Here is a 24,816-nt window from a genome sequence, read left to right as displayed (position 1 = left end):
TGCATCTATAAAATAACGTTATCCCCCATACAGGTGCATTTTAGACGATTTTCGACTTTTTTTCTCATTAAAATAAGTTTAAATTTAACAATAAAACATCTCATTATATTATTTTTTTAAAACACACCATTTTCAACTACTTCATTAACTTGGACGATTGATTTTTTTCTTATCTATTCTATCTCCAAGCATACTACCTATATTTTTATTTGGATATAGTTCTTCAGCAATTTCGATTTTATTATCACTATTTTTTTTAATATTAGAATTACTCATTTGTTTTTCATTTTCTTTATTTTGTTTCATATTTTCTCCTTTTCTAAATAATATAGAGTTTGTATTTATTACTTATTATTTCAAATTTCTATAATTTTAATCAAAAAAGGGAAATATCTCAATACAATACAGCTTATTTTAGCAGTATATTTATATTTAGAATTTCCCTAATAATAATTTTATCGATTAAATTTTACAAACTAAGTAATTTATATTTCTTTTTATTTTCTAATAATTAAACTTTTTCAATAACTTCTCCTAAACTAGAATTACTTTTGTTATCATGTTTCCAGTTATTCAATGTATAATGTGTTCTGAATGTAAACAATCCTGAAATTATTAATAACATATAATATACAAATCCACTATACAAAAGCACTGAATATCCCAATAATTCTTTTGGAATTATGTTTGAGAACATGGTAAAAAATGTAACTTCATTTGCTCCAACATTTCCTGGTGTTGGAACTGGTGATATTGCCATGTATAAAAATACTTGCAATGTCATTATATGTATATATGATACTCCTTTTAAATTTGAAGCTTTATACACACAATAAACTATACTAAAGTATGCTATAAGTTGTAGTGCAGTAAGCAATATGCTTAAAAATAAAATCCTTACATTTTTGATAAATATTTTTATAGAATAATTGTAGTCATCAATATAATGATTTATTCTATCTCTTTTTAAATCTAAAAACTTAAATGCTTTAAATTTAGATAAAAAATTAATCAAAACCTCTGCTATCATTTTTACTTGCTTAGGACTAAATACTATTAAGAGTCCTCCTAATAGCATGCTTACATTCATGGTCATCCCAGCGGCGATTAAAACTCTAACTGAATGCACTTGTTCCATTAATAATGACTTATTCAATAAAATTAAAATTCCACAAAATATAGTAACTGTACTTTGAAATACAACGGTCTTATTAGTAACTATGGCTACAGATTTACTGAGACTAACATCATACTTTGTAAGTGCATATATTTGCATTGGCTGACTCCCAGATGCAAAGGGAGTAACTAAATTATAATAAAATCCCATTGTAGCCATTTTGATACCTATAAATTTTACTTTTGTTTTTTGAACTGCATTTATTATCAAATGTGTCACAATAGATTCAATTATCATATATATTAACATTATTAGTATGCCAAGAAATATATAGGTTTTATTTACTAGACTTATAATTTTAGGTATTAGTTTTACATCTAAAGTGGTTGATACTAAATAAGTAGTAATACATATCAAAAATATCAGAAATCCATATTGAATAAAATCTTTCTCTTTTTTGGATAATTTTCTCATTTATTTTCTCCTAAATTTTTTCATATCACTATACAATAGTATACTACTTAGCATATTCTTTGCAATACTTTAAAAAATAAGTCTATTTTTAACACAAATATATCTATAAATTTTTAAATATTTTTACTCCTTTAGTGGAAATAATTCTCCATAGCATAAAGTCTAATATAAGTGTAAGCACACTTGCTAAAATCAAATATATATTTAGAAATGAAACTTTCAATAACATATATGTGCCTCCAAGTATAACTATATAAATTAATGATACTAATATTGTAACTATCATACTTGCACTTCTTTTTACTACCGCCACTTCATTTTTCCAATCAAGGTTTGGATAAAGTAAATTTGATAACAATCCCATTAAAGCTACAAACATTGACATAGTTACAATCAAGCAACTTGCTACCATCACGAACTGAATTTCAAAGTTTAGTTTTATAGACACTAATATTAGACATAAAACAGATAATGGTGCATTTAATAAAAAATTCATCAATATTTTTGACCAAAATATCTCCCTTTCATCTATTGGAGAAGACTTTAGTATCCATAGATTCTTTCCTTCAAAAGAAATTGAACAATATGTTGTGCAGTTCATTACTATTATAAATAGAAACGCACCTAATAACTGTATTTTTATAATACTAAAATCTATATTCATTTTTAGTAACTCACCTATTTTATCAGCTCCAAATGCCAACACACCGATTGTAGCCACTATTAAAAATAACAGACCAATAGATGAATTCAAAAAGTAAATAAATGAAGAAGTATATCTTCTAAATTCTTTTTTCAATAGAGCCTTTGAGGGTGTTGAAATTTTTTGACTTTTAAATTTATAGTTTTTAGTCTTATAACTTTCACCCATTCTAGCATTTATCTTTGTAAATCCTTTTGCAAATAGAGTCACAAAGATAAAGAATGGTATTAATGATGTTGCCATAAACATTAAAAATGAAACTATACTTCCAGTTTTAAGAGCATCAACAAAATAGTATATAGGTGGATATATTTTATTAATTGTTTCTGAAATAGATACACTATTTTTTAATAACTCAACTGATATAGAGTTTAGTTTTGACATAAGTACAGTATAAGCCAAAATTAATATTACATTACCTATGATTAACACTAAATTTTTATATTTTAGCCTTGATGATAGCTGTCCTATAAATAAGAAAATTATTGATGAAACAACTATTGGTAGTAATGGCAGAGCCAAAAATAATAATATTAAGTAAGGAAAATAGGTTATACTTACATTGGCATTAAAAAAATAAACTACTGCTGGTATAATCATACACACTGAAGAAAACAAATAATTAGTTCCAACTAACATTAATATTTTACTAGCCAATATAGTAGATTCTTTTATTGGCAAACTAGTTAATAACTCTAAATCCTTCGCTTGAAATAGATATGATGAAGTTTTATATAATGATGTAACAATTGCCATTACTGTTGATAATCCAAAGCCAAACACAAGCAACATTTCCATTTGATTTATTTGTTTTAAAATATCAACTAGAGAAAGGCTTAAACTTGTTACATAAAATATTAATAGCCCTACTACAACAACTATTGAAAACATCATTCCTATTATTTTTTGTTTTTCTTTGCTGTCTATATTTTTTAAAGCATTCAATTTAAACTCATTTATTATATTAGTTTTTATTAATATACTTAGATTACTCATAATTTATCATACCTCACTTTAGACATTATATTCTGTAAAAATAGCATTTTATTTTTCTATTAATTCCATAAAAATATTTTCAAGAGAATTATTTCCTTTCACTTCTTCAGTAGTTCCATAAGCAATTATATTTCCATCTTTTATTATGGCAATCTTATCACAGATTTTTTCAGCAACTTCTAATACATGCGTTGAGAAAAATATACAACCACCTTTTTTACAAAACTCCTTCATGATTTCCTTTAATATAAAGGAAGCTTTTGGGTCAAGACCTACAAAAGGTTCATCAAGAATTAGAATTTTAGGATTATGGATTAAAGCTGAAATTATAGCTAGTTTTTGTTTCATTCCATGTGAATACGAAGATATTAAATCTCCTAATGCCCTATTAATTTCAAATTTATTTGAATAGTATTTTATTAAGTCCTCTCTTTCATTTTTATCTACCTCAAATATATCTGCTATAAAATTAAGGTATTGTATTCCAGTTAGAGCTTCATATAAATCTGGATTATCAGGAATATACGCCATTTCCTTTTTGCACTCAACAGATTGTTTTTTTATAGATTTAGAGTTTATAAGTATTTCTCCTCCCTCAAAATCATGTATCCCAACAATTGCTTTAATAGTAGTAGTTTTTCCTGCACCATTATGACCTATAAAGCCAAAAATCTCTCCATCATTTACCTCAAATGAAATATTATTTACTACCTTTTTATTTTTATATGATTTAGATACATTACTTATCTTTAACATAATTTCCCTCCATGTTATATATTATAGTTTTAATACTTGTTATATATAATATATAACAAGTATTAAGCAATTGCAACTACAATTTGCTAAATTTTTAAATTTAAGTATTAGACAATTGTAAAAATACTGAACTCAATATAAATATACAAAAAACATCTATATTTACTTCTAAATTGCACATAATTATAAAATAATGTATAGTTAGATTTGACTAAACAATGTATAATAAGAAATAGTTAACTACAATAATATAAGTTTTTAATAGAAGGAGCAAAAGATGAACACATTTGAACAATTAAAGATAAGTTCTACTCTAATAAATGGACTTAAAAAACAAGACATAACTTCTCCAACAGAAGTTCAGTCACTTGTTATAGAAAATATAATGCAAAATAAAGATTTATTAATCAACTCACAAACTGGAACAGGAAAAACACTTGCATATGTTTTACCTATATTTGAAAGAATTGATACATCAAAAAGAGAAACTCAGGCTCTTATACTTGCACCAACACATGAATTAGTGATGCAAATTACAAATCAAATTGAATTATTAGCAAAAAACTCAGAAACTCCTTTGACTTCACTATCCTTAATTGGAGAAGTTAATATACAAAAACAAATAAAAAATATAAAGGCTATAAAACCACATATAGTAATAGGAACTTGTGGAAGAGTTTTAGACTTAATAAAGCAGAAGAAGTTAAAATCACACAACATAAAAACTATCGTTTTAGATGAAGTGGACAATTTGTTGAATGGTAAAAATATAACTTGTGTAGAAGACATAATAAAAACTACATTAAGAGATAGACAAATCATAGGTTGTTCTGCAAGTCTTACAGATAGTACTATAAAAATTTGTGATAAATTTATGAAAGAATTTGAATTAATAAAAACAAAAGAAAAGTCACAGATAAATCCTAATATAAATCATACATATATGTTAGGGGAAATAAGAGATAAATTTAATTTTCTTAGAAAAACATTAGCTGCTACAAACCCAAAAAGAGCTATTGTATTTGTAAACAATGAAAAAAACATAGATGTTATAGTATCAAAATTAAACTATCATAATTATAAAGCAATTGGAATATTTGGAAATATGCCAAAAGAGGATAGAAAAAATGCAATAAATAAATTTAAACTTGGAAAAGCAAAAATTTTAGTTACAACAGATTTATCTGCTCGTGGACTTGATATAGTAGATATAAGCCATGTTTTTAATTTAGATTTTCCAAATAGTAAAAATGAATATCTGCATAGATGTGGTAGAACTGCTAGAGGAAACCGAAGTGGAGATACTATTTCAATAATAACAAAAAAAGAATTAGATATTATAAAAGAATTGCAAAAAGAATTTAATATAACAATTGTGCCTAAAACCTTAGAAAAGGGAAAATTAGTAGATATATCTAAGTAATACAAAAAAATAAGAACTGTAACTTCTTCTCAAAATAGATTAGAAATTACAGTTCTTTATTTTATTGAATTAAATTTTTAAACAATATCTATTATAATAGCCAAAGTTTTATTATAAATAATATAGCAAGAACAATCATTACTACTGAAACATGTTTCTTATCTTCAGCCTTTTTAGCTCCAAATATGTTGTAAAATACATTTACAAAAACATAAGTTAATATACCTAGAGTTAAACCATCACCTATACTATAAGTTAATGCCATACAAGCAATAGTAACGAAAGCTGGAACACCTTCAGTTATATTGTCAAACTCAATATCTTTAACTGTACCAAGCATCAAGTACCCAACATAAATTAAAGCTGGTGCTGTAGCACATGATGGAATTGCTATAAATACAGGAGAGAAAAACATTGCAACTAAGAATAAAACACCAACTGTTACTGCTGTCCATCCAGTTCTACCACCTGCAATAACTCCTGTTGAACTCTCAACATAAGTTGTAACTGTAGATACTCCAAGCCCTGCACCTACTGTAGTTGCAACTGCATCTGTAAGCAAAGCTCTACCTACATTAGGAACATTTCCTTTTTCATCTAGCATATTTGCTTTAGAGCAAACCCCTACTAATGTACCTACTGTATCAAAGAAATCAACAAATAAGAATGTACAAACTATTACAAAGAAACCACCTATATTTGTTGGATGTAATACATATCCTAAATCTATTTTACCTGCTATCGGTGCTAAACTTTCAAACTTGAATATTCCACTAGGTAAGTATATACCTAATTTTTGTGCATATTCTGGATTCATAAATGCAAATCCCCAAGCAAGTAATGAACTTACTACTATTCCAAAAAGGATAGAACCTTTAACTCTTTTTTTATCTAATACTGCTACAATTATTAATCCTATGCAAGCTATTATTACTGCTGGAGTAAATTTCCCCATCTTTATAAGAGTAGCTTGATCTCCAATTACGATTCCACAATTAACTAAACCTATAAGTGCAATAAATATACCTATACCACCTGTAACAGCAAGCTTCATATTCTTTGGTATTGCATTTACAACAGCTTCACGAACTCCACTTACTGATAATATTATAAAAATGATACCTTCTACAAATACCGCTGTAAGAGCTACTTCCCAAGGAACCCCCATTTGTAAGACTACTGTGTATGCAAAAAATGCATTAAGACCCATACCTGATGCTAAAGCAAAAGGAAGATTTGCAACCATTCCCATTAAAATACATCCAAATGCTGCTGCTAGACATGTCCCTGTAACAAGAGCACCTGCTGGCATCCCTGTTGCTGATAAAATGTTTGGATTTACAGCTATTATATAAGCCATAGTTAAAAAAGTAGTTACACCAGCAATTACTTCTTTCTTCATGTCGACATTTTTATTAGTCAAAATTGGAAAAAGTTTCTGCATGGTACTACTGTTTGTTGTTTGCATAACAACACCTCCTATTAAATTTTACAAAAAAACGACGCAGTAACTAATAAGCTGAGTCGTATCCTTCATAATTTAGTTAAATAAATATTTATTTAACTAAATAATAGTATACATAGTCAGAATATTTACGGTATTCCGGTAGAAACTTATGACCCGTATTGTCAAAATTATATGTTATACAATATAAAACATGAATTTTTCTTTACGAATATTATTTTAATTTATATAGTTAATTTTGTCAATATATGCGTATATATTAGAATAAATTTGTATTAATATTCGATTATATTAAATGTTAATTTTCTATATCTACGTCATACTTATATTCTTTACATTTTTATAAAATATATGATTATTTAATACAATTTATTTATAGTACAGATATAAAGTTTATGTTAAGATTATATTATATTTATTATAGCAAATTGATAATTAATAATTTTTAAATTTGGAGGAATAAGGGTGAAAGATTTAACTACAGGTCATGAGGGAAAATCTATATTCTTTTTTGCTATGCCTATGCTTATTGGTAGTTTATTTCAACAACTATACAATACTGCTGACAGTATTATAGTTGGTAGATTTATTGGTAAAGAAGCTATGGCAGCAGTCTCAGGTGCTAACCCTATAATGTTTTTGCTTGTAGCAATGCTTATGGGTGTCAGTCTTGGTTTTTCTATTTTAATTTCACAGTTTTATGGTTCAGGAGATTTAAAAAAAGTAAAAGCTACTATTGATACTACATATATACTTTTATTTATTGGCTCTATATTGATAAGTGTTATTGGAATAGTATTTGGAGGTCCTATGCTTAAGCTTATGAATACTCCAGAATCAGTTTTTAATCAATCAAAACTGTATCTTACTATAATATTTGGTGGAATCTTATTTTCTGCTGGATATAATTCAGTAAGTGCAATACTTAGAGGACTTGGAGATTCAGTAACTCCACTTTATTTTTTAATAATAGCCACAATTTTAAATATAGTTTTAGATTTAATTTTTATTGTTGTCTTGAAAATGGGAGTTGAAGGTGTTGCACTTGCCACTATAATGGCTCAAGCAGTATCATTTATAATTAGCATAATATATTTAAATAAAAAACATGAAGTACTTAAATTTAAGATTAAAGGAATTGTATATGACAATAAAATATTTAAAGATGGTCTTAGATTAGGACTTCCAAGTGGAGTTCAACAGATGTTATTTTCAATTGGCAACATGGCTCTTCAATTTTTAGTTAATGGTTATGGTACATCTGCCATGGCAGCTTTTGGAGCTGGTCTTAGGATAGAAAACTTTATAAGCTTACCTATCATGAACCTTGGTTCTGCTGTTTCCACTTTTGTTGCTCAAAATATAGGTGCTGGAGAAAATGAAAGGGTTAGAAAAGGAATTCGTGAATCTATAAAAATGGCTTTAATTCTAGCAATTGTTGTCGTTGCCTTAATCTTATTATTTAGAGAAAACTTAATTTCTCTATTTAATACAGACAAAGATGTCATTAAAATTGGTTCTTCTTACTTATTTATAATAGGACCTTTTTTCTTATTTATTGGTACTTCCTTTGTACTTTCAAGTGCAATGAAAGGTGCTGGTGATTCTATGTTTGCTTTGATGAGTTCAGTCGTATCTTTATGGCTTGGAAGAATTCCTGCTTCTTATTTATTTTCTAGATTATTTGGAACAGATGGAATTTGGATGGGTATACCTTTTGGTTGGACTTTAGGTCTTATTGTTACAGTCATCTATTATAAAAAAGGTTATTGGAAAACTAAAGCTATTGTAAATCATAGAATTAATGAATAATCTTTTAATAAAATGTATTCACCTTCATTATGATATAATAAATTATGGAGGTGGATACAAAAAATGGATATTATTCTTAAACCAAAACAATTTTGCATGACTATTATGGTTACTATAATTCTTTACTTCTTTCTAAATTATAGTTTCAATATAAAATTTTCTATATGCTTATCGTTTTTAACTATCTTAATATGGGCTGTAGACTCTGTTGAAAAAACTGTAGTTGCACTAGTCTTTGTAATATTAGCTTTTATTTTTAATATTGCACCTTTGAAAGTCATTTTACAATTTTTATTTACAGAAAATTTTTATATAATAATCCTTGCTTACATAATTACTAATGCAGTTGCAAAGACAGGTGTTGCAAAAATTATTTCTGAAAAATTAATTTTAAATACTGTAGATACCCCTAAAAAAATGATTTTTTTATCATATATTTTAGGTGTATTATTAATATTTTTCATACCACAGCCATTTCCAAGAGTCATTCTTGTGTCAGCTTTTTATAAAGAATTTTTTAAAGAACAACACTTAGCTGATGATTCAAAATCTATACTTCTCTTTAGTATATTTACAGCATCTACATTTACATCAATGTTTTTTGTAAATGGAGATACTCTTTTAAACTATGTAGTCCTAGAACTTGGAAATTGTAATATAAACTGGGGGCAGTGGGCTTTTTATATGTCTGTTCCAACTATAATTACTTGTTTTATAACTTATTTTTTATTTATAATTGTTTTTAAAAAAGAATTATCTTTAATAAAATTTACTTCTTATGATAATCTTAATTCTAATAAATTTCAATTTTCATATTCTAATCTAAAAAAAGAATTTTGTTTATTAAGTGATGAACAAAAACATGTATTTTTATGTTTAGGAATAATGTTTTTTATGTTCTTAACTCAATTTATTCATAATTTAAATACACTAATTATAATGTCTATTTGTGTACTTCTTTTGTTGTTAAAAAGAATAATTGGTTTCAATACTTTAAAAGAAATAAATTGGAAAGTTCTCATTTTTTTTGTAGCAGCGTTTTCAATTGGAGGAGTACTAAAGTATTCTGGAGTTGTTGATATAATGGGAAACTATTTAATAAAATTAATTCCAAACTCTTCAAAAACTATTTCAATATTATTTTTAATAACCCTGACAATAATACTGAATATATGCCTTGGAAGTGCTGTCACTACATCCTCTGTGGTGATACCATTACTTGGAAGTTTACATATATTGAAAGAAAATAGTATTGTTCTTTGCCTTTTTGTTTATATTGTAGTAAGTATACAATACATATTGCCTTTTCATCATGCAACAATAATGGTTGGACATGGTGAGAATCTATATAATAGTAAGGTTATTTTTAAGTATGGTTTGACTTTAATTCCTTTAACCTATTTTATAATAATCTGTATAACCTTCCCTTGGTGGAGATTTATAGGTCTAGAAGTTTAACAAAGATGAAAATATGAATTTTCTTTTTAATAATTTAGAACATTATTATCTTAAGTTAATTCATATTTTCATCTTTTTTATAAAAATCTATTTATAAAATTGCATAAAAACTAATTTTTTATTCTAAAATTAAATGTTATTTGTTTTGCTACCTTTTCCAAAAGTATTTTCCCAATCTTCTATAAACTTATCAACACTCCAATCTGTCAATGGATGATTCATCATGGATTTACAAATATCATATGGCACTGTAACACTGTGTACTCCACACTTCATTAATTCTATAACCTGTTGTGCATTTTTAAAACTAGCAGCAAGTACCTTTGTATCCATATTATAAGTATCTATTATTTTTATAAGCTCTGAAACCACAGATACACCATCCCCAGATATATTATCAAGTCTGTTTACATAAGGTGCAACATAATTTGCTCCAGCTTTTGCAGCTAAAAATCCCTGATGAGCAGTAAATATTGCAGTGGCAGTTATTTTTATTCCTTTTTTATGAAGGTCTTTTATAGCTCTTAAACCATCTTGTGTTACAGGTATTTTCACATATATGTTTTCTCTCAAACTACTTATATATAATGCTTCATCTAATATATCTTCATACTTTGTACTTAATACTTGAGCATGTATAGGCATATCTTCACCTATAATTTCACCAATCTCACTTATAAGTTGCTTAAAATTCTTTTTTTCCTTTGAAATAATACTTGGATTTGTTGTTACACCATCAACTGGTAAATAAGTACTTAGCTCTTTAATTTCCTCTATGTTACCTGTATCTAAGATTAGTTGCATTAAAATATCCCCCTTTAAACTTTATTTTTTTATTTTATTTATTCTTATTATATATTGGTTTGGTATTATTTTCAACTTTTTTATTATTGTTTTTTATGTTTTTTTATTGTTTGATTCTGTTGTATATTTTTATAATTTCTTTATTTATTAAGTTTTAAATAGACTATTAAGAATAATATACTTTTTATATTAAATTAATGTTGTATTCCATATTAAAATAGTTGATATTTTATCTTTTATCTTATAATATTTACTATAATACTATATTCAGGAAAAGAGGTAAAAGATGTTTGCGGAAGAAAGGATTCAAGCTATATTAAATATCCTAAAAAAAGAAGGAAGAGTTACTGTAAAAGAACTCAGTTCAAAATTTAATGTTACTGAAGATTGTATAAGAAAAGATTTAAAAAATATAGAAAAAATTTCTTCGATACGAAGAATTTATGGTGGAGCTGTACTAGTCAGAGAAACCCTTGAAAACCAAGATACAAAAGATAGAAAAGAAATTAATATACCAACAAAAAAAATAATAGCAGAAAAAGCATTTAATCTAATTTCAGATAGAGAAACTATATTTTTAGATATATCTACAATCAATATATTGTTGGCTAAACTGTTAGCTGAAAGCAATAAGAAAGTAACATTGGTCACAAATATGCTAGATATACTAAATGTAGTTACTTCAAAGCCCAATAATTTAAATGTAATTTCTACTGGTGGTTTATTAAATCTTAGCTTAGATGGATTTGTTGGTACTCCGACAATAGACTTTATATCAAGATATAAATTTGATAAAACTTTTATGGGCAGTTGTGGTATAGATGTATTTAATTCTTCTCTTACAACATTTGAAATTGAAGATGGACTTACAAAAAAAGCTATAATAAATTCAAGTAAAAAAGTATTTATAGTTATGGAAGATAAAAAATTTAAATTTGATGGAAACTTTAAATTTGCTCATTTAGAAGACATTAGTTCTATAATTACAGAAAAATCACCTACTCCTGACATAATAAATACTTTATCAGAATTTAATGTGAATGTTTTATAAACTTAATGATATATTTTTCAAATAGATTAAAAAGATAAACCATTATTTTGTAAATATCCTTAAAAGCCTTAATTCTATATGATTACAGCAATAATCAAATTTAATATTTAAAATTTTAAAATTGATATGATTTAAATATAACATACTTGAAATAGACTTTCTAAATATAATACAGTTATTTTTAGAAAGCCTATTTCTTCTGTAAAACCTTTTATAGTATTTCTTATCTAAGAACTATTATTGATAATAGTACCTAAATCTATAGACAAAACTTTATTTCATTTCATCTTTCATTTGCTTTTCTAAATCTTTTGCAAATTTCTTTTGCTCATATCTTTCCATCATTTCATCTTTCTTCATTTCTAGGTTTACCATAGCACCTTGAGCGTCATCTTTTAAGTCTTCAGCAGTATTTTTCATTACATAAGCTGTCTTTTTAGCACCTTCTTTTAAATCTTCTTTCATGTTTTTCATATCTCTTTTAAGTCTATCCATCAAAACTACCTCCTCTGTAAATATAATACTTCCTACAGTTATTTTTCCCAAAATGTATATATTTATTTGCTCTATCAAGTATAATTTTTAAGTTATTAAATGTAATTTAAGACTATCTGAATATATAACTTTTAATAAAGATTACCTATTTTTCGTTTTAAAATAAAAATAACATCAAGCATATATACTCTATGCTCGATGTTATTTTTTAAATTCATTGCATTTAATTGTTGGGAATTACTATAATGATGATTTAATTGGAGGATATTAGGTTATATCATCATTATAGCTTGGTGTTATTTTATGGTTTAAAATTTTTTATTTCTATTTACATAATACATTTTTAGTATGAATTTTTTATGATTTTACAATGAACTATTATTGAAACTTCTACTTTTTAATGTAGAAAATATTATATATGTAAAGATATTGTATTGCACATCAGTATTTAATTTACAAAATTATCCAATATAAATTGATAGAAGAATAATCTTCTGTTGGCTTATTTTTAAATTATTACCATCCCTTTTTTCTTGCTGTTTTTTTCTTTTTAGTAATCGTTAATACACTAGTTTCTTTCTTTTTGCCAGCAAGGATAATTCCAGAAATCAATAAAATGAACAGCAGTACAATTAAAGCAGGAAAAATACGATAAGTATATCCATACTCTGCACTACAATTAGAATCCATTAAAATCATACTTGCTTTAATTGGATAATAATTTAATAATGTTCCTTCAAAAGTTCCAAAATATCCATACACAAAAGCAAGTGCAACACCACCCAAAAAGTTATTTACTGAACAACAGAAAAGTAAGATAATGGGTAAAACAGCAATGTATACAAAAATGTTTGCTCCGATAATATGAATAAACATATTAATGATATTGCCAAAACCTACTCCTGGAAATCCAGCAATTATATTGATTACTAACGCTATAACACATCCTATAAAACTGAAATAAATTGTTAAGAGTAGTAACACAAGTAATTTGCTGGAAAGTAGTTGTTTGTAAGGAATAGGAATTGTTAATAGGTTTTTTATGGTATCGTCTGTATATTCCCGTGTTATGATATATCCAGCAATCAATGTAATAATAATCGGGAAGAAAAGGGTACAATTACTAGTCATAACCTGTTGCATGAAATATTCAAATGTCCATGATTGTTCACCACTAGCTGTTGAATAAAATAATGACAGTAGTGGAGAAAGTGTTGTCATAATAATTCCAGCCTTTATTACAGAATATCGTTTTAATTTCAAAAATTCAACTTTTACTATATTTTCCATATATATTACCTCGTCCATTTTTTGTAGAATCGAACTATCAGCCATAAGAAGATAGTAACAGTAATCACCATGAGTAAAACTGTATGGCTGGTGGTTGGTACAATATCGTATGCTTCTGGTAAAAGATTATCTTTTTGCAGATTATTCATCATGGAACCGCTCGCCCAGTTCATAACACATATAACTGGAAAGAAATTTAAAAAAGTGATTTTAGAAGCACTTATGGAGGTTCCCACAGTCCCCAATATTCCCCAGTTGAAAATAGAATAGAAAAATGCAAGCAAGATGGACAATAAAAATGTTTTGTTAAAATAAATAATCAGAAAAACAATCGGTAAAGAAGCCGCTACAATAAGCACAGCAAAAACTAAACTCATCATTAACTTATAGGACATACCATAAACCATTCCTGCATGAAACAAACTGGAAAACAATGCAACTGATAAGGTATTTATTAGGCAAAAAGCAATTCCAAAAATAAATAACATATAGATTTTTGCCATGATAAGTTGCGTATTTGCAATAGGTATTGTCCTGATATTTTTTGAAGTATTACAGTCTCTTTCTATAAAGAAAAGAATAGCTGCAATAATACCAATTAAACAAGGCAGTAAAAAAACCAATCCATAACCTAACATCATTGTATAGACATAATCAAATCTTGTTTGAAGATAATGTTCTGTCATATCTGTGTTTGTTCTGGATTTTGCCATATATGTTAAAATTAAGGGAAAGAATAATGATAATGACAAAAGTGCGTATAATAACTTTTTGCGTTTTAACTTCCAAAATTCACATTTTATAAGTTTAAGCAATTACCTCACCTCTGGTTACTCGTTTGAAGTAGTCTTCAAGGGTCTCTTCGCAAGTATGTGCTTCAAAAACCTCTAATCCATTCTCTACAAACGAAGTTACAATTTTTCCAACAGATAAATCAAGATTATGCAGTCTTAAATTGTGGTCATCTTGAATTGTAAAGTGCTGCTCATGGAATATGTGTTCCAAAACTCTTCCTGCCTGTGCTGTATCAGAAATCGTAAAATGAATATGTTTGTTGCTTTTCTGTTCCAGTTCAGATAGACTTTCTTCTTCCAATAATACTCCGTGGTCGATAATTCCTATATCATCAGCCAGCAGAGCTATCTCTGATAAAATGTGACTGGAGATTAAAATGGTCTTTCCTCTTTTTTTACATAGGTCATGGATAAATGAGCGTATTTCTGCAATTCCAATAGGGTCAAGACCGTTAATTGGTTCATCCAAAATCAATAATTCTGGCTCGTGCATAATAGCAAGGGCAATCGCTAGTCTTTGTTTCATTCCCAGAGAATATTGAGAAAACAGCTTTTTGTCTTTATAGGGAAGACCTACTAAATCCAAAGCATTTTTGATAGCGTTCCGGTTTTGAATTCCACGTAAAGTAGCAAAAATACACAGATTTTCCGTAGCAGTCAGGTTCGGATAAAAACCAGGCGATTCAATCAGACTTCCTATGTGTGGCAGCAATTTTTTTTCATTGTCTTTTAAGCATTTTCCAAAAATCTTCACTTCACCAGAAGTAGGCTGTGTTAATCCAAGCAACATTTTCATTGTGGTAGTTTTTCCTGCTCCGTTTCTACCAAGCAGACCGTAAATTCTCCCTTTCTGTACATGGATGTTCAGGTCAGCAACACTTTTTTGCGAACCATACTGTTTTGTAAGATTTTTCGTTTCAATTATGTATTTGTTCATATACATTCCCCCTATTCTGATTCCCATTATAACACTCTAATCTTACATTAATCTTGCTAGAACCTTGCATTAACCTTGCAATTTATCCAAAAAATCCCTCTCAAATTTCTTATTCAGCAGGGAATAACTCATATTCAGTTCCAGTCTGCCTGTATAAATGCTCAATGAGATAACCAAAATCTACCTTATCCAGCGCTAGATTTTGCCCATCCTCTAAGTAAAATGCCTTGTATCTTCGGTATCTAAAAATGACTGTAACACGGCTCTAAAACCCATTCAGTCAAACGCCATTAATGAAGGCCCATTCAATGACGTTCTTTACTGCCTGCTGACTTTTCAAGGATAAGCAAAATCCAATAGAAAAAGGACGCAGATTTCAAAAAATGCGTCCTTTTTCTATCATAATATTCAGTTTTATATAATCACACTGTCTGCCTGCTGTCTGCAAAGCCTTGATTTTGCTAATTTTCTACTACCATCCTTATCAAAACTCGTAAATACAGGCTATGCTGACATTTTCCAACTTATGAAAAGATACTCTATATATGTTTTAAAGCTAATTTTTAAATTCAACCGTAAATACTACAGAGTTTTCCTTATTTTTTATACTGTATTCAAACCCATGAGTTTTAAAAATTTGACTGACTATATAAAGACCAAGACCACTTCCTCCAGTTTTTCTTGAACGAGATTTTTCTATTCTATAAAATGGATTAAATATCTCTTCTAAGTAACGTTTCTCTATAGTTACACCAGTATTTTCAATTTCTAAAATAACTCTTTGATTAGAAGTTTTTTTGTTTATTCGATTGTTTTTATCATAAAGTCTAATTATAAGGTCTGAGCCTTCAGGAGAATATTTTATAGCATTATTTATTATATTATTAATTGCTTTAGTTATTCTCTCTTGGTCTGCCTTAATTTCTAGGTTTTCTTCTATTTTTAGAATAGTTTTCATATGTTTTTCTTCTATTAAAAATACTTGTCTTTTTACCAGTCTATTTAAAAGTTCACTTATATTTATTGATACTAATTTTAAATCTTTTTCTAGTATTTCTGATTTTGAAACCTCTATCATCTCATTTACTAAATCTTTTAGCTCTTGTGTACATTCATATGATTTTTTCAAGTAAGTATCCCTATCTTTATACTTACCTACACTATAAATCATTCCTTCAATTTGACCACTTATTATGGTTATTGGAGTTTTTAATTCATGTGATATCGTTGCAACAAAATCCTTTCTTCTATATTCCTGTTCTCTTTCACTCTCTATTATATTTATAAGAGGCTTTGTTATTACGATTGAATATATATATGCTCCAATAATTGCTATTAATATCGCTATTGATATAATGTATGGCATTAACTTTCTTATGACTTCATTTGCTTCGTCAATTGGCTGTAATGGCATAACAAGTTCTAAACTATATGGCCCGTCTTTTGAGTCTTTTGTATATATAGGTATAGATGTTCTATACTCATCTTCAATACTATTAATCATATACTTACTATATCTTAAAATAACTACTTCATTTTTACCATATACAATTTTTCCTTGGTTGTCTTTTAGTAAAATAGCAAGGTTTTGGTCTTTAGCCATATAATAGAGTCTTTCTTCTAAAGTATATGTATCAAAGTGAATTGAACTATCTACTAGAGATTTTAAGCTTTCTTGAAGAGACTCAATTTTATACTCATGATAATATGATGGCAATAAAAAATATAAAATTAGGTATATTATTAAAGCTAATGCTATTAATAATGATGTTGTTATGGAAAATAATTTATACTTTATACTTAATTTTTCCCACTTATCAAATATCCTTCTCAAGTGTATATCCTATTCCTTTTACAGTTTTAATATATGGTAATGATATTTTTTTTCTTATATTTTTTATATGTGCATCAACAATTCTAGTATCTCCATAATAATCATAACCCCATATACTATCTAAAAGACCTTCCCTAGTTATAACCTGTGGATATTTTTCTATCAAAGCTTTCAATATATTAAATTCTTTTAATGTAAGTTCTATAGGCTCTCCATCTATTTCAGCAATATATGTGTTTAAATCTAACTTTAATTTTTCAAAAACTATAAACTTATCATTTATCGTTTTGTTGCTTCTTCTCAAGATAGCTTCTACTCTTTTAATGAGAAGATTAAATGAAAATGGTTTTGTTATATAATCATCGCATTCTAAGTCAAATCCCTTAAGTTGATCTCCTTCATCGTTTAAAGCAGTCAAAAATATAATTGGAACACTTGATGATTTTCTTATCATTTTACAAACTCCATAACCATCTAAGTTTGGCATCATTATATCTAATATTACCAAGTCATAACTTCCTTGCTTAAATTTTTGTATACCTTCTAATCCATCATTTGCTGACTCAACCTGATAGCCTTCTGCACTTAAAAACTCTGATATTAATTCTTGTATGTTTGAATCGTCTTCGATTACAAGTATTGACGAGTTCATCCTATCAATCCTTTCTATTTTAAAATTTCTTATATTACTTATATTTTATCTCATTGTTGTGAATTTTACATGAAAAAAGAACTATCTTAATTTGTAAATTAATCCTTTTAATTAAAGATAGCTCTTTTAAATACATTTTTACTTAATTTATTATTCTAATTTTTTTTATATGCTTTGAAATTTTTAAGTCTAAGCGCATTTGAAACTACCGAAACTGAACTTAAACTCATGGCTGCTGCTGCAATCATTGGATTTAAAAGAGGTCCTCCAAATATATACAATAATCCTGCTGCTACAGGTATACCAATTGTATTATATCCAAATGCCCAAAATAAGTTTTGCTTTATGTTTTTTATAGTTTCATTACTAAGTTTAATCGCAGTTGGAACATCCATTAAATCACTCTTCATAAGCACTATATCTGCAGACTCAATTGCTACATCTGTTCCACTTCCTATTGCTATTCCTATATCAGCTTTTGCAAGAGCTGGTGCATCATTTATTCCATCTCCTACCATTGCAACAAACTTACCTTGATTTTGTAATTTTTCAACTTCTTTTGATTTATCTTCTGGTAAAACCTCTGCTAATACCATATCTATACCTACTTGACTTGCTATAGCATTTGCAGTCTTAACATTATCTCCAGTTACCATTGCAACTTTTATTCCCATATCATGAAGAATATCTATTGCTTTTTTACTACTTTCTTTAACCACATCTGCAACTGCAATTATTCCTGATAAATTTCCATCTACAGCAATATACATAGGTGTCTTACCTTGACTTGCTAGTATATTAGATTTTTCCTCTAAATCTTTAAGGTTAATATTATTGTCGTTCATAAGCTTTCTATTTCCAAGTAATATATTTTCATTATTTATAGCAACTTGTATACCAGCACCTGGTATAGCTTTAAAGTTATCAACTTTTTCAATCTGTATATTTTTCTCTTCTCCATATCTAACTATTGCTTCTCCTAGAGGATGTTCTGAACCTTTCTCTGCACTTGAAGCAATCTTAATTAGGTATTCTTCTTTCACATTATTTAATACAATATCTGTTACTTTTGGTTTTCCTTCTGTTATTGTACCTGTTTTATCAAATATTACTGTATTTACTTTGTGAGCAGATTCTAGTGCTTCCCCACCTTTTATCAGTATTCCATTTTCTGCACCTTTTCCAGTTCCAACCATTATAGCAGTTGGTGTAGCCAATCCTAATGCACAAGGGCAAGCAATTACAAGTATTGATATGAATATAGTAAGTACAAATACTATATCTTTTCCACCCACTAAAAACCACAATAATGATGATACTATAGCTATTGCAATTACTATTGGTACAAAATATCCAGAAACAGTATCAGCAAGTTTAGCAATGGGTGCTTTTGTACCCTGTGCATCTTCAACTAATTTTATTATTTGAGCAAGAGCTGTATCTCCACCAATTTTCTCAGCTTTAAATTTAATAACACCATTTTTATTTATACTAGCTCCTGTAACTTTACTTCCAATATTTTTTTCTACTGGTATACTTTCACCTGTAAGCATAGATTCATCAACTGATGTATATCCCTCTATTACAACTCCATCTACTGGTATTTTAGTCCCTGGTTTTACTAGTATTATATCTCCTATTCCAACTTCTTCTATAGGAGTCTCTATTTCTTTACCATCAACTATTACTATTGCAGTTTTAGGTTGTAGCCCCATAAGTTTTTTAATTGCTTCTGATGTTTTTCCTTTTGATTTTGATTCTAAATATTTACCAAGTAATATAAGTGCTATTATTATTCCTGCACTTTCATAATACAACTGATGATGGTGCATACCCTGAATTTGTCCATTTGCTATTTGTACTGTTGTATATAGACTATATAAAAATGCTGCCAAGGTACCAATTGCAACCAAAGAATCCATATTAGGACTTAAAGAAAAAAGTGCTTTAAACCCATTTATATAAAATTTATATCCAGCTATCATAACTGGGATTACTAAAATCAATTGAACTAATGCATAATTTAAAGTATTTGTCATAGGATTTAGAATTTCTGGTAAAGGCCATGGTCCTATAGGTTTTATTATCATAGGACCCATTGCTATATAAAACAAAGGTACTGCAAATACTATTGCAACTATGAATTTAATAAATAAAGTATTCATTTCTTTTTCTTTTCTTAATTTATCTTCATCTACATCAACTTTATTTTTTACTTCTTCTATTGGTTTATAACCAGCTTTTTCTATAGCTGCTTTTATCTGAGATAATTTTACTTTTGATGGATTATAGTCTATATTAGCTTTATCAGTTGCAATATTTACACTAATACTTTCTACTCCATCCAATTTTTTTACTACTCTCTCTACAGCTTTTGCACAGGCTGCACATGTCATTCCATCAATTTTCATATCAATTTTTTTATTACTTTCTTCCTTTATAATTCCATATCCAGCTTTTTCTACAACCTGCTTTATGTCATCAAAGCTAACTTTAGAATTGTCATATTCTATCTTAAGTTTTTCAGTAGCTATGTTTACGCTTTGGTCATATACTCCATCTAATTTCTTAGTTACTCTTTCTACTGCCTTTGCACAAGCTGCACATGTCATACCTGTTATTTTATAATTTTCTACTATTTTATTTGAACTCATAATAAACTCTTCCTCTCTTTCAATATATTTTCAATTAATTTGTATATTTTATTTTGATATGTAATATTGATAAATTCTTTATTTGGAAATCTATAGTATTTATTATACCCCCTATAGGTATATTTAATCAATATTTTTTTAATAAATAAATTTAATTTAGTTATATTTATTTGTATTTAATAAAAAAGTATACTCATAATTAAATATGTACATAAAAAGAGAGCAAATAAATTGCTAAATACTTACTCAATTTATATGCTCTCTTTTATATAATTTATTTTCTACTGTAGTTTTTTCTTACATGTATAGTTTATTTCTTACATACTTCAAAAAATTCTTCCTCTGTTTCTCTTATTTCAAGCTCATTATCTATTATTCCTACAGCTTCTTTTTTAAATGCTCTACATTGACCTATACAACCAGTCTTCACATTTTCTTCTCCAACTAAAGTTTTTAGCTTATTTACATCCACATTTGAACAGTTTGGGCATACTCTTATCATATTTAAGTTCCTCCTAATTAATGTCTAATTAATACAGTTATACCCAAATATAAGCTTTGTAATTTTTTTTTTACAATAAATTATTTCCATGCATTCCATTTTATAGTAATTTTATTATTACATGTATGGGGGTATTTGCTGTTTTCTTACTATCTCCAACTCTTTAACTTCTATAAACTTAACTACATTTACTTTGTAGTTTTCTTTAGATTTTATATATAAAACATCTTCTTCTATTTTTTTACCCTCAATAAACTTTTTAGAACATCTTAAAAGTTCTTCAAAATTATCTACTTCCTCTTTTATGAAAGTATCACTTTCACTTGTAAAATATTTAATGATTATTTTAGTTACTTCCAATATATATCATCCTCTACTTTTAAATTAGTATGTTCATTTATAAATTTATTATTTGTCTAAAAATTTTTTTTAAACAAAATAAATTTATATATTTGAAATCAACATTTTTACCTAATTTAAATTATATTAATGCATTTTAATCTATTTTTCCTTGTACCTAATAATATATTGTGATATAATTAATAAGTTATTTTAATCGAAGGGAGCAACAAAAATGTCACAAAAACATAAAATTATAAATATCGCAGTTATTGCCCACGTTGATGCAGGAAAATCAACACTAGTTGATGCTTTCCTTTCTCAAAGTGGTGTTTTTAGAGAAAATGAAGTAGTTAAAGACTGCGTTATGGACAGTAACGACCTTGAGAAAGAAAGAGGCATAACTATATATTCAAAAAACTGTGCAATAAACTATCAAGACTATAAAATAAATATAGTTGATACACCAGGACATAGCGACTTTTCTTCTGAAGTTGAACGTGTTATGAAAACTGTTGACACAGTTATTTTACTAGTTGATGCAAGCGAAGGCCCAATGCCTCAAACTAGATTTGTTTTACAAAAATCTTTAGAGTTCGGTTTAAAACCAATACTATTTATCAATAAAATTGATAAAAAAGACCAAAGAGCGGAAGAAGTAGTTAATGAAGTTTTCGATTTATTTGTAGACTTAAATGCAACAGACGAACAATGTGAGTTCCCTATAATATATGGAATAGCTAAACAAGGTATAGCTAAACTTGAAATGGATGATGACAGTGAAGACCTATCTCCACTATTTAAAACTATTGTAAATCATGTTGAAGCTTATCCTGATTACGACAATGAATCTCTACAATTCCAAATATCAGCTCTTGCATATGATGATTATGTAGGTAGACTTGGTATAGGTAGAATCTATAAAGGAACACTTAAAAGCAATGAACAAGTTGCTATTTGTAGAGAAGGTTCTGTTGTATCTAGAGGAAAAGTATCAAGACTTTCTGTATATGAAGGTTTAAAACAAGTTGAAGTGAATGAAGCTACTAGTGGAGAAATAGTTGTTATATCTGGTATTCCTGATATATCTATAGGAGAAACTCTATGTGATTTAGATAATCCACTTCCTATGGAAATGATAAAAATAGAAGAGCCTACTCTTTCTATGAACTTCTTAGTAAATGATTCTCCATTTGTTGGAAAAAGTGGTAAATTCGTTACAACTAGACATTTAAAAGACAGACTTGAAAAAGAACTTGAAGTAAATGTAGGACTTAAAGTTGAACCTCTTGATACTACTGATGGATATAAAGTTTCTGGACGTGGAGAACTTCATTTATCTATACTTCTTGAAAATATGAGACGTGAAGGTTATGAAGTTGGTGTTTCTAAGCCTGAAGTTTTAATGCATAAAGAAGATGGAAAATTAATGGAACCAGTAGAAAGAGTTATTGTAAACTGTCCAGAAGTTTATTCAGGTACTATTATAAATGAATTGAACATGAGAAAAGGTATGATGGAGTCTATGTCAATAGAAGGAGACTATGTAAAAATAGAATTCTTAGCTCCTACTCGTGGTCTTTTAGGATATAGAAGTGAGTTTATAAATGCTACTCGTGGAGAAGGTACTCTAGTTCGTTCATTTGAAAAATTTGAAGAATTTAAGGGTGAAATACCTTCAAGAGGAAATGGTGTCTTAATAGCACAAGGGCCTGGTGTTACTATGGGATATTCTCTTAATGCTTTAAGTGATAGAGCTACGATGTTTGTAGACCCTGGTGTAGAAGTTTATGAAGGTATGATAATTGGTATGAATTCTAGAAAAGATGACATGGTAGTTAATCCTTGTAAAAACAAGAAAATGAGTAACGTACGTGCTTCTGGTTCAGATGATGCTATAAAATTATCACCTCCTAGAATATTCACTCTTGAGGAAGCATTAGAATTTATAGAAGATGATGAATTAGTTGAAATCACACCAGATTCTATAAGACTTAGAAAAAGATTATTAAATGAACATGATAGATTAAGATATAATAAGTCTAGACAAGGTAAATAAATTCTAATATCTATTTACTAAATAGCCATATAATACTTAAAGATATATTTTCTTTATAGTGTTATATGGCTATTTTTATTTAAGAGTTATATTTATTCAACATTTATATAATTAGCTGCTTGAACAGCTGCGATAGCACCATCTGAAGCTGCTGTTATTATTTGACGTAAAAACTTCGTTCTATTATCTCCTGCTACATATACACCTTCAACTGATGTTGTGCAAGACTCATCTGAAACTATATACCCACCTTCATCTAACTCAAGTACATTTTCAAACATTTTATTGTTAGGTTTAAGTCCTATAGCAATGAAAATACCACTTACATCTATAGTTCTTTTCTCCTCAGTTTTTAAGTCTTTTACTTCTATTCTTGATACTGTCTTTTCACCTTCTATTTTTTCTACACCATGACTATAAAGTATCTCAATATTTTTTCTTGCCTTTACTGACTTTTCTAATACTTCTTCACCTCTAAAATCATCTCTTCTGTGAATTAAGTACACTTTTGTACAATTATTAGCTAAAAATAAAGCATCTTCTAATGCAGTATTTCCTCCACCAACTATTGCAACTTCTTTATTCTTAAAAAAGGCTCCATCACATGTTGCACAATAAGATACTCCTCTACCTGTAAACTCTTTTTCTCCAACACATCCTAATTTACGTCTTTCGACTCCATTTGCAAGGATAACAGCCTTTGCTTTATGTTCTCCTGATGCTGTTTTAACAATTTTTACTTTACCTTCTAAACTTATCCTTTCTACCTCATCAAACTGAATATCAACACCCTGATCGACTGCTTGATTATATATGTTAGTAGAAAACTCTATACCAGAGATTTTTTGAACTGCTGGATAATTTTCTACCTCAGATGTACTTGCAACTTGACCTCCATAAATACTTTTTTCAAAGACTGTTACACTTAAACCAGCTCTCATAGCATAAATTGCTGAAGTTAAACCTGCTGGTCCAGCACCAATTACAATAATATCTACCATGACAATTTACCTCTCTTTATATTATTATTTCTTATATATTATTCTCATTATTCTTATACTTTACTATTATTATCCATATATACTATAAACAAAACATTATTTTTGTTAGTTTATAGAAAGGATTAATTTAAAAACTGATAGCTATAAATAAAGTATTATTTTTTACATTTTAACTTTATTTATTTATATGTTAACTTTAT

Annotated in this window: 21 protein-coding genes and 1 riboswitch; of the genes, 5 read left to right on the top strand and 16 right to left on the bottom strand. The window is 27.7% G+C overall.

The window, feature by feature from the left end:
- Positions 1-144: 144 nt before the first annotated feature.
- The 4 genes from IC213_RS03590 to IC213_RS03575 all read right to left on the bottom strand — a co-directional run bounded on the left by IC213_RS03590 (position 145) and on the right by IC213_RS03575 (position 4,046).
- Entirely contained in the window at positions 145-306 is a 162-nt protein-coding gene (locus tag IC213_RS03590; protein WP_227434751.1) for a DNA polymerase III, read from the bottom strand.
- 205 nt (positions 307-511) lie between these two features.
- Positions 512-1,591, bottom strand: a complete 1,080-nt coding sequence (locus IC213_RS03585; protein ID WP_227434752.1) for a lysylphosphatidylglycerol synthase transmembrane domain-containing protein — start codon at positions 1,589-1,591, stop codon at positions 512-514.
- Positions 1,592-1,694: 103 nt separating this feature from the next.
- The gene (locus IC213_RS03580) at positions 1,695-3,290 is read right to left on the bottom strand and encodes a putative ABC transporter permease subunit (protein ID WP_227862750.1); all 1,596 of its coding nucleotides are present in this window, start codon (positions 3,288-3,290) and stop codon (positions 1,695-1,697) included.
- 48 nt (positions 3,291-3,338) lie between these two features.
- Positions 3,339-4,046 carry an ABC transporter ATP-binding protein gene (locus IC213_RS03575; protein ID WP_227482567.1) on the bottom strand — a complete coding sequence of 236 codons (708 nt, stop codon included), beginning with the start codon at positions 4,044-4,046 and terminating at the stop codon, positions 3,339-3,341.
- 277 nt (positions 4,047-4,323) lie between these two features.
- On the opposite strand from IC213_RS03575, the gene IC213_RS03570 reads away from it, so the two are divergent.
- Complete coding sequence (locus tag IC213_RS03570; protein ID WP_227434755.1) at positions 4,324-5,469, top strand: DEAD/DEAH box helicase; 1,146 nt, start codon at positions 4,324-4,326, stop codon at positions 5,467-5,469.
- Between the two features lie 91 nt (positions 5,470-5,560).
- Here the strand turns inward: IC213_RS03570 and IC213_RS03565 are convergent, their stop codons facing one another.
- Positions 5,561-6,937 (bottom strand): NCS2 family permease, encoded by a 1,377-nt coding sequence (locus IC213_RS03565; protein ID WP_227434756.1) that lies wholly within the window; start codon positions 6,935-6,937, stop codon positions 5,561-5,563.
- A 93-nt stretch (positions 6,938-7,030) separates the two neighbouring features.
- A riboswitch (purine riboswitch) is annotated at positions 7,031-7,133 on the bottom strand.
- Between the two features lie 266 nt (positions 7,134-7,399).
- Here IC213_RS03565 and IC213_RS03560 point away from each other — a divergent pair.
- A complete protein-coding gene (locus IC213_RS03560; protein WP_227862749.1) occupies positions 7,400-8,746 on the top strand; it encodes an MATE family efflux transporter in 1,347 nt (448 codons plus the stop codon).
- A gap of 63 nt (positions 8,747-8,809) precedes the next feature.
- Entirely contained in the window at positions 8,810-10,204 is a 1,395-nt protein-coding gene (locus IC213_RS03555) for an SLC13 family permease (RefSeq protein WP_227862748.1), read from the top strand.
- Positions 10,205-10,333: 129 nt separating this feature from the next.
- On the opposite strand, the gene fsa is transcribed toward IC213_RS03555, so the two are convergent.
- Positions 10,334-11,008: a fructose-6-phosphate aldolase gene (gene fsa / locus IC213_RS03550; protein WP_227434759.1), complete on the bottom strand. Its 675-nt coding sequence runs from the start codon at positions 11,006-11,008 to the stop codon at positions 10,334-10,336.
- 286 nt (positions 11,009-11,294) lie between these two features.
- Here fsa and IC213_RS03545 point away from each other — a divergent pair, with 286 nt between their 5' ends.
- Positions 11,295-12,059: a DeoR/GlpR family DNA-binding transcription regulator gene (locus IC213_RS03545; RefSeq protein ID WP_227845911.1), complete on the top strand. Its 765-nt coding sequence runs from the start codon at positions 11,295-11,297 to the stop codon at positions 12,057-12,059.
- Positions 12,060-12,332: 273 nt separating this feature from the next.
- On the opposite strand, the gene IC213_RS03540 is transcribed toward IC213_RS03545, so the two are convergent.
- From IC213_RS03540 to IC213_RS03500, 9 genes are all read right to left on the bottom strand, one after another.
- Positions 12,333-12,554 (bottom strand): hypothetical protein, encoded by a 222-nt coding sequence (locus IC213_RS03540; protein ID WP_227434761.1) that lies wholly within the window; start codon positions 12,552-12,554, stop codon positions 12,333-12,335.
- A gap of 516 nt (positions 12,555-13,070) precedes the next feature.
- On the bottom strand, positions 13,071-13,844 hold the full coding sequence (locus IC213_RS03535; RefSeq protein ID WP_227862747.1) for an ABC transporter permease: 774 nt from the start codon (positions 13,842-13,844) through the stop codon (positions 13,071-13,073).
- A 5-nt stretch (positions 13,845-13,849) separates the two neighbouring features.
- Positions 13,850-14,659: an ABC transporter permease gene (locus IC213_RS03530; protein ID WP_227823999.1), complete on the bottom strand. Its 810-nt coding sequence runs from the start codon at positions 14,657-14,659 to the stop codon at positions 13,850-13,852.
- Entirely contained in the window at positions 14,652-15,575 is a 924-nt protein-coding gene (locus IC213_RS03525) for an ABC transporter ATP-binding protein (RefSeq protein ID WP_227862746.1), read from the bottom strand. Before IC213_RS03525 ends, IC213_RS03530 begins: the two co-directional genes overlap by 8 nt.
- A gap of 556 nt (positions 15,576-16,131) precedes the next feature.
- On the bottom strand, positions 16,132-17,409 hold the full coding sequence (locus IC213_RS03520; RefSeq protein WP_227434764.1) for a sensor histidine kinase: 1,278 nt from the start codon (positions 17,407-17,409) through the stop codon (positions 16,132-16,134).
- Positions 17,393-18,061: a response regulator transcription factor gene (locus tag IC213_RS03515; RefSeq protein ID WP_227434765.1), complete on the bottom strand. Its 669-nt coding sequence runs from the start codon at positions 18,059-18,061 to the stop codon at positions 17,393-17,395. Before IC213_RS03515 ends, IC213_RS03520 begins: the two co-directional genes overlap by 17 nt.
- Before the next feature lie 155 nt (positions 18,062-18,216).
- On the bottom strand, positions 18,217-20,715 hold the full coding sequence (locus tag IC213_RS03510) for a heavy metal translocating P-type ATPase (protein WP_227482561.1): 2,499 nt from the start codon (positions 20,713-20,715) through the stop codon (positions 18,217-18,219).
- 310 nt (positions 20,716-21,025) lie between these two features.
- Positions 21,026-21,217: a DUF1450 domain-containing protein gene (locus IC213_RS03505; protein WP_227862745.1), complete on the bottom strand. Its 192-nt coding sequence runs from the start codon at positions 21,215-21,217 to the stop codon at positions 21,026-21,028.
- Between the two features lie 117 nt (positions 21,218-21,334).
- A complete protein-coding gene (locus IC213_RS03500) occupies positions 21,335-21,577 on the bottom strand; it encodes a hypothetical protein (RefSeq protein ID WP_227434768.1) in 243 nt (80 codons plus the stop codon).
- Between the two features lie 214 nt (positions 21,578-21,791).
- On the opposite strand from IC213_RS03500, the gene typA reads away from it, so the two are divergent.
- Positions 21,792-23,615, top strand: coding sequence for a translational GTPase TypA (typA, locus tag IC213_RS03495; protein ID WP_227434769.1), 1,824 nt, complete (start codon positions 21,792-21,794; stop codon positions 23,613-23,615).
- 92 nt (positions 23,616-23,707) lie between these two features.
- On the opposite strand, the gene trxB is transcribed toward typA, so the two are convergent.
- A complete protein-coding gene (gene trxB / locus IC213_RS03490) occupies positions 23,708-24,616 on the bottom strand; it encodes a thioredoxin-disulfide reductase (RefSeq protein ID WP_227482559.1) in 909 nt (302 codons plus the stop codon).
- Positions 24,617-24,816: the final 200 nt, after the last annotated feature.

This window comes from Clostridioides sp. ES-S-0049-02, from assembly GCF_020658465.1.
In the GTDB taxonomy this organism is placed as follows: Bacteria; Bacillota; Clostridia; order Peptostreptococcales; family Peptostreptococcaceae; genus Clostridioides.
This window is presented reverse-complemented; position numbering and strand designations above follow the sequence as displayed.

Coding starts and splice junctions, on each gene's coding strand:
- IC213_RS03590 (WP_227434751.1), bottom strand. CDS start 306: ATGAAACAAAATAAAGAAAATGAAAAACAAATGAGTAATTCTAATATT.
- IC213_RS03585 (WP_227434752.1), bottom strand. CDS start 1,591: ATGAGAAAATTATCCAAAAAAGAGAAAGATTTTATTCAATATGGATTT.
- IC213_RS03580 (WP_227862750.1), bottom strand. CDS start 3,290: ATGAGTAATCTAAGTATATTAATAAAAACTAATATAATAAATGAGTTT.
- IC213_RS03575 (WP_227482567.1), bottom strand. CDS start 4,046: ATGTTAAAGATAAGTAATGTATCTAAATCATATAAAAATAAAAAGGTA.
- IC213_RS03570 (WP_227434755.1), top strand. CDS start 4,324: ATGAACACATTTGAACAATTAAAGATAAGTTCTACTCTAATAAATGGA.
- IC213_RS03565 (WP_227434756.1), bottom strand. CDS start 6,937: ATGCAAACAACAAACAGTAGTACCATGCAGAAACTTTTTCCAATTTTG.
- IC213_RS03555 (WP_227862748.1), top strand. CDS start 8,810: ATGGATATTATTCTTAAACCAAAACAATTTTGCATGACTATTATGGTT.
- fsa (WP_227434759.1), bottom strand. CDS start 11,008: ATGCAACTAATCTTAGATACAGGTAACATAGAGGAAATTAAAGAGCTA.
- IC213_RS03545 (WP_227845911.1), top strand. CDS start 11,295: ATGTTTGCGGAAGAAAGGATTCAAGCTATATTAAATATCCTAAAAAAA.
- IC213_RS03540 (WP_227434761.1), bottom strand. CDS start 12,554: ATGGATAGACTTAAAAGAGATATGAAAAACATGAAAGAAGATTTAAAA.
- IC213_RS03535 (WP_227862747.1), bottom strand. CDS start 13,844: ATGGAAAATATAGTAAAAGTTGAATTTTTGAAATTAAAACGATATTCT.
- IC213_RS03525 (WP_227862746.1), bottom strand. CDS start 15,575: ATGAACAAATACATAATTGAAACGAAAAATCTTACAAAACAGTATGGT.
- IC213_RS03515 (WP_227434765.1), bottom strand. CDS start 18,061: ATGAACTCGTCAATACTTGTAATCGAAGACGATTCAAACATACAAGAA.
- IC213_RS03510 (WP_227482561.1), bottom strand. CDS start 20,715: ATGAGTTCAAATAAAATAGTAGAAAATTATAAAATAACAGGTATGACA.
- IC213_RS03505 (WP_227862745.1), bottom strand. CDS start 21,217: ATGATAAGAGTATGCCCAAACTGTTCAAATGTGGATGTAAATAAGCTA.
- typA (WP_227434769.1), top strand. CDS start 21,792: ATGTCACAAAAACATAAAATTATAAATATCGCAGTTATTGCCCACGTT.
- trxB (WP_227482559.1), bottom strand. CDS start 24,616: ATGGTAGATATTATTGTAATTGGTGCTGGACCAGCAGGTTTAACTTCA.